General features: G+C 59.2%; 3 protein-coding genes. All 3 read left to right on the top strand.

The genetic code is table 11. The features are described from left to right. The coding region (locus tag EN939_RS16810) for a GDP-mannose 4,6-dehydratase (protein WP_206528299.1) at positions 1–371 on the top strand (371 nt) is incomplete at its 5' end. Then, positions 368–1270: a dTDP-4-dehydrorhamnose reductase gene (gene rfbD, locus EN939_RS16815; RefSeq protein WP_127268902.1), complete on the top strand. Its 903-nt coding sequence runs from the start codon at positions 368–370 to the stop codon at positions 1268–1270. The genes EN939_RS16810 and rfbD, both read left to right, overlap by 4 nt. Further along, positions 1267–6363: glycoside hydrolase family 99-like domain-containing protein (locus EN939_RS16820; protein ID WP_127268904.1), on the top strand; the 5097-nt coding region annotated here is incomplete at its 3' end. The genes rfbD and EN939_RS16820, both read left to right, overlap by 4 nt.

Raw genomic sequence — 6363 nt, forward strand, 5'->3', positions numbered from 1 at the left:
CGCTGGAACTTGTCGCGACCAGGGGACTGCCGGGCGAAAGCTACAATGTCGGCGGCAATTCCGAGCGGACCAACCTTGGCGTCGTCGAGACGATCTGCGATCTGCTCGACGGCAGGCGGCCGCGGGCAGGGGGCAAGAGCTATCGCGACCTGATTTCCTTCGTCACCGACCGCCCCGGTCACGATCGCCGCTATGCCATCGACGCCTCGAAGATAGGCCGAGACCTGGGCTGGGCGCCCAATGAGAATTTCGACAGCGGCCTCGCCAAGACCGTCGACTGGTTTCTCGACAACAAATGGTGGTGGGGACCGATCCGCGAGCAGCGCTATGCCGGTGAACGGCTGGGCGAAGCACGCAAGGGGGCGGCGTGAGGCTGGTTGTCACCGGACGCGACGGACAGGTCGCGGCGAGCCTTCTGGAGGCCGGCCAGGCGGCCGCCGGCGTTGAGGTCATCGCCATTGGCCGTCCGCAACTCGACCTCGCAAGACCCGACACGGTGATCGAAGCGATCGCGGCCGCGAAGCCTGATATCGTCGTGTCGGCCGCCGCCTACACGGCGGTGGATCAGGCCGAGGACGAGCCCGATCTGGCATTCGCGGTGAACGCCGCCGGAGCCGGCAAGGTGGCGCAAGCAGCAAGCCGCCTGGGCGTGCCCGTCATCCATCTTTCGACCGACTATGTCTTCGACGGCACCAAGGACGCCGCCTATGTCGAGACCGACGCCACCGCACCGCGCAGCGTCTATGGCGCCTCCAAGCTTGCCGGCGAGCAGGCGGTTGCATCAGCCAATCCGCACCATCTGATCCTGCGCACGGCATGGGTCTACAGCCCGTTCGGCAAGAATTTCGTGAAAACCATGCTGCGGCTGGCCGCCGACCGCGACGAGATCGCGGTGGTGGCCGATCAGTGGGGAAATCCGACATCTGCACTTGATATCGCCGACGCAATCCTGCATGCGGCGGCACGGCTGCACGAGGGCGCCGCCGCATCCGGCATCTATCATCTGGCCGGAACCGGCGAGGCCAACTGGAGCGGCTTTGCCCGCCATATCCTCGACACAAGCCGCGTGTTGGGTGGTCCCTGGGCGCGGGTACGGGACATTGCTACGATGGACTACCCAACCAAGGCGCGCCGCCCCGCCAATTCCCGGCTATCGAGCGCGAAATTCGCGGCGGCGTTCGGCTGGAATGCACCGGACTGGCGGCAATCGACGGAAGCGGTGGTGCGCCGGCTGCTAGCCGGTGAGCCGAAACAGGCATTGACGGCATGAACAAGCACCCTTCAGCGGAAAACACGCGCGATGCCGCGCCCGTCGACGAGCCGAAGGCACGCAAGGCAAAGCCGAAAGCAGCCAAACGCACCTGCATCATGGTGCTCGGCATGCATCGCTCGGGCACCAGCGCGCTGACGAGGGCGATCAATCTGCTTGGCGCGGAACTGCCTAAGAACATGCTGGGCGCCAATCTATCCAATCCAACGGGTCACTGGGAGCCGGAGCGTCTCATTGCGCTGCACGACCAGATGCTGGACGAAGCAGGAAGCAGCTGGGATGATTGGCGATCCTTCGATCCCAACGATCTCGGCGCGCAGCGTCTGCGCTTCTACAAAGCAGAGATCGCGCGGCTGATCGACGAGGAATACGGCAGCGCGCCGTTTTTTGTGCTCAAGGAGCCGCGTATCTCACGTTTCGTGCCGCTTTATGCGGAGATCTTGAGGCGCATGCGCATCGATGTTCGGTATGTGCTGATAGACCGCAATCCGTTGGCTGTGATCGCTTCCCTGGCGAACCGAAACGGTTTCACGATGGGCTTCAGTTCGCTTCTTTGGCTTCGCCACGAATTGGAAGCCGAGCGCGCAACTAGGGGTCGGTCACGCATCTTGTTGTCTTACGAGAGTCTGCTTGATGACTGGCGACAGGGTATCGACGGGATCACTGCTACTCTCAGCCTAGACTGGCCGGTACCCGACGTGAAATGGCAGTCCCTGCTGTCTGAGCATTTCGCTACCGACAATCAGCACTTTGCCGCCAGCACTGAGTTGCTCGACGCAGACCCGCGCATCATTGACTGGGTCAAAGACGCTTATACCGCACTGATAGCGCTCAGGTCCGATGATACTGATGCAGTTGCAATAGAAATTCTTGATCGGATCAGAGCAGAGTTCGAATCTGTTTCACGAACTTTTGGCGACGCTTTTTTCCTTGAAATTGATTGCCGTCTCCGCGTGTTTCATCGGCAGAAGTTGGAACAGCAGCAATTAGCCAAACAGCGCGATGCGCGGCCCGCAAAGCAGGAACCATTCGTTTCACTTCGTGACCTGTACGATGCGCATCGCGGCAAAGTGTCGGATAAATGGTCGATCTATCTCAGCACCTATGACCATATTTTTTCAGAGTATCGAGACAGTCCGGTTCGAATCCTGGAAATCGGAGTTCAGAATGGCGGATCCCTGGAGATATGGCAGAAATATTTCCCCAATGCTGAAATAATCGTTGGCTGTGACGTCAATCTGGCTTGCGGAAATCTCGTTTTCGACAGCCGGAAGATAAAGATCTCCGTAGGTGACGCCAATACTGATGAAACGGAGCGCGACATCATCTCGATGTCGGAAAAATATGATATTATAATTGATGACGGATCGCACCTATCCTCGGATATAATACGCTCGTTCGCGCGATATTTCCCCCACCTTTCCGAAGGGGGCATGTACATCGCCGAAGATCTGCATTGCAGTTACTGGCAGGAGTTCGAGGGCGGTCTCTACGATCCGCTTTCCTCAATCTCGTTTTTCAAACGCCTGCTTGATGTAGTCAACCATGAGCATTGGGGACTGGATCGTCGTCGGGTCGATGCCTTGGCCACTTTCGCCGACAGGCACAAAGTCACATTCGATGAGGCTTCTCTCGCGTCGGTTCATTCCGTCGAGTTCTTGAACTCGCTTTGCATCGTAACGAAGCTGCCTATTCCGGAAAACGTCCTCGGCGCGCGCAACGTGCACGGGCAGGTCGCGCTCGCCGACGGGAGCGTGGTTCCTCTCGACGACACGAAGAGCAAGGCGATCGATCAAACCGGAAATCCATGGTCGTTGAAGTCAACAACCATGGAGGAGGAGATCGAAACCAACAGGAAGTTGTTGGGACATCACGGGGCACGCATCGAGGCTTTCTCCAGCGAGATAGCTGATATGCGTGAACAGATCCGGACCCACAAAGACGAGATCTCAGGCACAAGGGCACAAGTTAGCGCGAGAGACGAAGAGATCGCTCGAGAACGGGCACAGATCATTGCGAGAGACAAAGAGATCGAACTCTTGCAAGAAAATTTGTCGATGGCGCACAGGGCGACGAGTGCGCTGCTTGCGGATCGCGACGAGGCGCGATCCGAGGAAATCCGGTTGCATGAGGTTCTCGATGCCGTTTATGCCAGCACATCCTGGCGAGTGACCAAGCCTCTGCGGGGGATTGGGAGCCGCGTCCGCGCTATCGGCGATGTTCGCATAAGGGTCCGCCGCTTGGCGATTCGGGGTGCCTACGGTTGTTGGCACAATGTGCCGCTCTCCACCGACCTCAAGCGAAAATTGAAGAGAGCGGCGTTTTCGACCTTTCCTTCGCTGTTTGGCGTTACGAATGCCTACCGCGCCTGGAGAAGCATGGAGGCACCCCAAGCGCCTGTGGGCAGCAACGAGATGGTCTTGCGCGGGGCGCTGGTCAGTTCCGGCCCGATCTTCTCGCCCGAACCAGTCTATGTGCCGCTTCTCGATGCGCCGCCGTTGCTCCAGAAGCCGGTGCGCGTCATCGCGTTCTACCTGCCGCAATTCCACCCGATCCCCGAAAACGATGAATGGTGGGGACAGGACTTCACCGAATGGTCTAATGTCCGGCCCGCTGAGCCGCAATTTATCGGTCACCACCAGCCGCACGTGCCGGATACGCTCGGCTACTACGACTTGCGCGATACTGCTGTGCAGCATCGCCAGATCGAACTGGCAAGGCTCTATGGAGTGGAAGGCTTCTGCTTCTATTTTTATTGGTTCGGCGGCAAGAGGCTCCTGGAAAAGCCGCTCGAAAACTGGCTCGAGGATAAGCGCCTCGACATGCCATTCTGCGTCTGCTGGGCCAACGAGAATTGGTCGCGCCGCTGGGACGGAATGGACCAGGAGATCCTGATCGCTCAGGATCACTCCCCCCAGGATGATCTCGCGTTCATCGCCGAGGTCGCGCCCTATCTTCGTGACCCTCGCTACATCCGCATCAATGGCAAGCCGCTGTTGCTCGTCTATCGGCCAAGCCTGCTCCCGGCGGCGGCTGAGACAGCGCGGCGCTGGCGGACTTGGTGCCGGGAGAACGGCATCGGCGAGATTTTCCTGGCCTACACCCAGTCCTTCGAATCTGTGCCCCCCCATCGCTACGGGTTCGATGCCGCCGTGGAATTTCCGCCAAACAATTCCGCGCCGCCAAATGTCACGCATACAGTGACGCCGCTGCATGAGGATTTTGCCACGACCGTCTATGACTGGTCGGTATTCCCACAACGCAGCGAAACCTACTCATCCCGCAAATACAAGCTCTTCCGTTCGGTTTGCCCGGGCTGGGACAATACCGCACGCCGCAAGCGCGGCGGCACGGTGTTCATCAACAACACCCCCGAGCTGTATCGCAGATGGCTGGACAATGCCATTGAGGACACCTTGGCCCATATTAGCGAGCCATCCGAGCGGGTGGTTTTCGTCAATGCCTGGAACGAGTGGGCGGAAGGCGCTCACCTGGAGCCCGATAGCGTTAACGGCCACGCCTATCTGCAAGCGACCCGCGACGCTTTGGAGGCGGCGAAGGGGAAGTCCAAGGCCAGGATTGCAATCGTTTCCCACGACGCCCACCCGCATGGGGCGCAATTGCTGGCTCTCAATCTGGCCAAGGGATTCAAGCAGCTTGGTTTTGAGCCCGATCTCATCGTGCTGGGCGACGGTCCGCTGCTCGGCCGTTTCGCCCACGCCGCGACCGTGCACAGGATCGACTTGCCTGAACAAGGCGATGCCGATGTGTTGAAACGTCTGGCCACCATTAGAAACAACGGTGCCGAGGTCGCCGTCGTGAATACCACCGTATCCGGAAAGCTCATCCCGCTGCTGAAGCAGGCAGGGTTCCGCACCGTTTGCCTCGTCCATGAACTGCCCGGAATATTGGCGTCCTACGGTCTTGCTGACGCAGCCGCAGCCATTGTTGAGAACGCTGAAACGGTCGTTTTCCCAGCCGAGATCGTCAAAGCCGGATTCGAAGAGTTTGTTGGCCAACCGGTCAGCCAGTCGGTAGTCAGGCCGCAAGGACTCTATCTGCGTACGCCCTACCTCGCCGAGGATCGCCAGCAGGTCCGCGAGGCGGTCCGCGCACGATTAGGGCTTTCGCCAAATGCAAGCATCATCCTGTGCGCGGGCTATGCCGACCATCGCAAGGGCCTCGATCTTTTCGTTGATGCTTGCGTCAAGGTTATCGCATCCAGGCCGGATGCGGTTGCAGTCTGGGTCGGTCATGTCGATACCGTCTTTCACGCCAAGCAAATGCGACGGGTGAAGGAAGCGGGACTGGAGAGCCGCTTCGTCTTTGTCGGATTGGTGGAAAATCCGCAGGAATACTATTTCGCCGCAGATATCTATGCCTTGACCTCGCGTGAGGATCCGTTCCCCTCGGTGGTGCTCGAGGCGCTGGATGCCACAGTGCCGGTCGTTGCCTTTGAGGGCGCTGGTGGCTTCCAGGATCTGCTGAAGCGGGATTGCGGTATCCTCGTGCAGGCATTCGACACCGATGCGATGGCCGAGGTCATTGGCAATCTGCTCGACAATCCAAGTGAAGCCCGGCGTCTCGCCAGCGTTGGCCGCGATATCGTCCGCCAGGAGTTCAGCTTCAGCCATTACCTGCATGATCTGCTGATTTACGCCGAAAAGCCATTGCCGCGGGTGTCGGTCATCGTGCCTAACTACAACTACGCCCGATACCTGGGCGCACGTCTAGGCTCCATTGTCGATCAGACGATAAAGCCCTACGAGTTGATCGTGCTTGACGATGCTTCGACCGATGATAGCGTCGAAGTCATCGAGAAATTTCTGGCCGGTTGCGACATTCCATACCGGCTGGTGGCCAATGCGCAGAATTCAGGATCGGTATTCCGCCAATGGATGCGGGGGGTCGAAATGGCGCGCGGCGATTATGTCTGGATCGCCGAAGCCGACGACCTCGCCGATCCCGATTTTCTGGCCGAGCTTCTGCCCGCCTTCGAACGCGAGGAGGTGGTGATGAGCTATTGCCAGTCGCGACAGATGGACGGCGCCGGCCGGGTCTTGTCCGAACACTATCTCGACTATGTGTCGGAC

Source organism: Mesorhizobium sp. M7A.F.Ca.CA.002.05.1.1, from assembly GCF_003998335.1.
Lineage (GTDB): Bacteria > Pseudomonadota > Alphaproteobacteria > Rhizobiales > Rhizobiaceae > Mesorhizobium.